The organism is Arthrobacter sp. Y3225116 (assembly GCF_059091245.1).
Window position 1 is genome coordinate 1 of record NZ_JBNHGL010000318.1, and the last position, 2,724, is coordinate 2,724.

Below are 2,724 nucleotides of genomic sequence, written 5' to 3' on the forward strand. Positions count from 1 at the left end.
GTGCTGGCGGTCGGCAGCAGCAAGGACCGGCTCGACGCCGCCTATGCGGAGAACGACGCCGTGGCCTGCTTCCAGTGCGACCTCGGCGACCGCCGGGCCGTGGAAGAGCTGGCCGGCACCGTTGCCGCCGGGCACGGCGGGGCCGACGGCCTGATCCACCTGGTGGGCGGCTGGCGCGGCGGCCGCGGCCTGGCGGGGCAGTCGGACGAGGACTGGGACTTCCTGCACCGGCAGCTGATCGGCACGCTGCGGAACACCACCCGCGCGTTCTATTCCCAGCTGGAGGCCTCCGCGTCCGGCCGGGCGGCGATCGTCTCGAGCACGGCAACGGATTCCCCCACCGCGTCCGGCGCCAACTACGCCGCCGCCAAAGCCGCCGCGGAGAGCTGGATGTTCTCGGTGGCCGACGCCTTCCGCCGGGCCCAGTCCGGACGCAAGGAGGATCCCGCCCCCCAGCGCTCCGCCGCCGTCGTCCTGGCCGTCAAGGCCCTCCTGGACGACGCCATGCGCCGGGCAGAGCCGGAGAAGGCATTCGCCGGTTTTACCGACGTGGCAGACCTGGGCCGCGCCGCCGCCTCCCTGTTCACGCTGGACGCGGCCCGCCTCAACGGGGAACGCATCCGGCTGGCCTGACCCGGGTCCGGCTGTGACGGCACCCACTCATTAAGGAATACTGAAACACGTGACTGACTCCCCCCTGCTTTCCGGTTCCCTGCACGACACCGACCTGCGCGGCTTCGCCTCGGACAATTACTCCGGCGTCCATCCGGAGGTCCTGACCGCGCTGGCCCACGCCAACGCCGGGCACCAGGTCGCCTACGGCGAGGACGCCTATACCGCGCGGCTGCAGCAGGTGATAGCCGGACACTTCGGCGACGCCGCCCAGGCTTTCCCGGTGTTCAACGGGACCGGCGCCAACGTGCTGTCGCTGCAGTCGGTGTTGCCGCGGTGGGGCGCCGTCATCTGCACCTCCTCCGCGCACATCAACGTGGACGAAAACGGTGCCCCCGAACGCGTGGGCGGGATCAAGCTCCTGGCGGTGCCGGCCGACGACGGCAAGCTCACCCCGGAGCTGATCGACCGCGAGGCGTGGGGCTGGGGCGACGAACACCGCGCGCAGCCGCTGGCCGTGTCCATCACGCAAAGCACCGAGCTGGGCACGCTGTACAGCATCGAGGAAATCCGCGCCATCGCCGACCACGTGCACGAGCGCGGCATGAAGCTGCACATGGACGGGGCACGGCTGTCCAACGCGGCCGCCTCGCTGGGAACGGACCTGCGCAGCTTTACCACCGACGCCGGGGTGGACATTCTCTCGCTCGGCGGCACCAAGAACGGCCTGCTCTACGGCGAATGCGTGGTGGTGCTGAACCCGGATGCGGCCCACGGGCTGCAGTACCTGCGCAAGATGAACATGCAGCTGGCCTCGAAGATGCGGTTCATCTCCGCCCAGCTCATCGCCCTGTACGACGGCGACCTGTGGCTGCGCTCCGCTTCGCACGCCAACGCGATGGCCGCCCGGCTGCGCGCCGCCGTCGAGGGCGTCGAGGGGCTGTCCTTGACCCAGCCGACCCAGTCCAACGCCGTCTTCGCCGCGCTGCCGCCCGGGGTGGCGGACCGGCTGCGGCAAAAATTCCGCTTCTACGACTGGGATTCGTCGCGCGGGGAGGTCCGCTGGATGTGCTCCTTCGACACCACCGAAGACGACATCGACGCCTTCGCGGCGGCCATCCGCAGCGAACTCTCCTAGTCCCGCGCCGGGATGCCCACCGCTTCACGGCGCGCCTGCCTGACGTCTTATGGCACCAGGGCATAATCTGGCTGTGTGAGTGCGATTGATCTCTCTGCAGTGCCGCCTGAGTTCATGCGCGCGCTGTCGGCCTTGCGCCAGGCGCAGTGCCGGAATGAACTGCGGCTGGAGGAAATTCCCGCGCCCTCCCGGCTGGCACCCTTCGCGGTGGCCCTCGGCGCGGAAGTCATCGCCGAACCGGGCCCCCGGCCGCTCCACGGCCCGGTGGTCACGGCCCTGCAGACCGCCGACGGCCCGGAACTGGCCACCGGCCGCTTCATCCTGCTGCACGACCCGGAAGGTTCGGCGGTCTGGGACGGAACCTTCCGGATCGTCACCTACATCCGCGCCGAGCTCGACGCCGACATGGGCAACGACACCATGCTCGGCTCCGTGGCGTGGGACTGGCTGGTGGAAGCACTGGAGAACCATGGGGCCCCGTACCGCAACGCCGGGGGCACCGCTACCCGCATCCTGTCCGAAAGCTACGGCACGCTGAGCGGGCGGCAGGACTCGATCGACATCGAGCTTCGCGCCTCCTGGACGCCTGCCTCCGCCGACATCCGCTCCCACCTGGAGGCGTGGAGCGACATGGTGTGCACCTACGCCGGGCTGCCGCCGCTGCCGGAAGGGGTTGCCGCCCTGCCGCACCGCCGCCGCAACTGACCAGCCGACGCCCGCCTGCAGGGCAGCCCGTGTGCCGGCGCATCCTGCCATTCGGCCGGGCGCATACTGCTGGCCTAAACTGAACGGATCATGAGCTCCTTGACTTCGGACACGTCTGGGCACAACAGCCCTGACCAGAGCACTTCCAACGACGCCGCAGAACACCGGGAGCAGACCCCCCAGCTGATCCACCTCGACGCGCCGCGCGACGGCGTCCCGCTGGTCATCGCCAGCGAGTCGGGCCTGCAGCGGGCCGCGGCTGCGCTGGC

Annotated in this window: 3 protein-coding genes; all 3 read left to right on the forward strand. The window is 70.2% G+C overall.

Annotated elements, in window-relative coordinates; all coding sequences use genetic code 11:
* The coding region (locus AC5RV2_RS16720; protein ID WP_494093271.1) for an SDR family NAD(P)-dependent oxidoreductase at positions 1 to 633 on the forward strand (633 nt) is incomplete at its 5' end.
* A 49-nt stretch (positions 634 to 682) separates the two neighbouring features.
* Positions 683 to 1,750 (forward strand): threonine aldolase family protein, encoded by a 1,068-nt coding sequence (locus AC5RV2_RS16725; protein WP_494093272.1) that lies wholly within the window; start codon positions 683 to 685, stop codon positions 1,748 to 1,750.
* 114 nt (positions 1,751 to 1,864) lie between these two features.
* Entirely contained in the window at positions 1,865 to 2,455 is a 591-nt protein-coding gene (locus tag AC5RV2_RS16730; RefSeq protein ID WP_494093273.1) for a DUF3000 domain-containing protein, read from the forward strand.
* The last annotated feature ends 269 nt before the right edge of the window (positions 2,456 to 2,724 follow it).